Source organism: Lachnoclostridium sp. An169, assembly GCF_002160525.1.
In the GTDB taxonomy this organism is placed as follows: domain Bacteria; phylum Bacillota; class Clostridia; order Lachnospirales; family Lachnospiraceae; genus Mediterraneibacter; species Mediterraneibacter cottocaccae.
This window is the reverse complement of sequence record NZ_NFKT01000080.1, coordinates 1-826: the sequence shown is the minus strand read 5'-3', so window position 1 is coordinate 826 and position 826 is coordinate 1. Positions and strand designations below refer to the sequence as shown.

The 826-nt window shown below is 50.2% G+C and carries 2 tRNA genes and 2 rRNA genes; all 4 read right to left on the bottom strand.

Features of this window, described 5'->3' with window-relative positions:
* Nucleotides 1-134 precede the first annotated feature (134 nt).
* Nucleotides 135-207 (bottom strand) — tRNA-Ala (locus B5F07_RS22205).
* A gap of 3 nt (nucleotides 208-210) precedes the next feature.
* Nucleotides 211-284: transfer RNA gene (locus B5F07_RS22200), tRNA-Ile, on the bottom strand.
* Between the two features lie 5 nt (nucleotides 285-289).
* Nucleotides 290-407: ribosomal RNA gene (rrf, locus tag B5F07_RS22195) — 5S ribosomal RNA — on the bottom strand.
* Between the two features lie 64 nt (nucleotides 408-471).
* Nucleotides 472-826: ribosomal RNA gene (locus tag B5F07_RS22190) — 16S ribosomal RNA — on the bottom strand; the annotation flags it as partial.

Here is an 826-nt window from a genome sequence, read left to right as displayed (position 1 = left end):
TGTTAATAACATTTCCTCGGATGTCTTGTATCTCTTTACGGATTCTCTCAAACCCGCAAAGTTATATAAGATATTGATTTTTTCTCTGTATGCAGTTTTCAAGGTACATCATCTGGCTTTTATAAAAAGCCAAATGGAGAATACGAGAGTCGAACTCGTGACCTCCTGCTTGCAAGGCAGGCGCTCTCCCAACTGAGCTAATCCCCCATATGGGCTTAAGTGGACTCGAACCACCGACCTCACGCTTATCAGGCGTGCGCTCTAACCGGCTGAGCTATAAGCCCATTCAATTTGGCGGCCACCTACTCTCCCACACCGTCTCCAGTGCAGTACCATCGGCCGTTCAGGTCTTAACCATCGTGTTCGGGATGGGAACGGGTGTTTCCCCTGAACGCATCGCCACCAAAAAATTTAGGTTATCTTGATAACCCAACAATAGACAACAGCTCTCTACTTCTATTTCTTCCTTAGAAAGGAGGTGATCCAGCCGCACCTTCCGATACGGCTACCTTGTTACGACTTCACCCCAGTTACTGGCCCCACCTTCGGCAGCTCCCTCCTTGCGGTTGGGTCACTGACTTCGGGCGTTGCCAACTCCCATGGTGTGACGGGCGGTGTGTACAAGACCCGGGAACGTATTCACCGCGACATTCTGATTCGCGATTACTAGCGATTCCAGCTTCGTGCAGTCGAGTTGCAGACTGCAGTCCGAACTGAGACGTTATTTTTGGGATTTGCTCCCCCTCGCGGGATTGCCTCCCTTTGTTTACGCCATTGTAGCACGTGTGTAGCCCTGGTCATAAGGGGCATGATGATTTGACGTCAT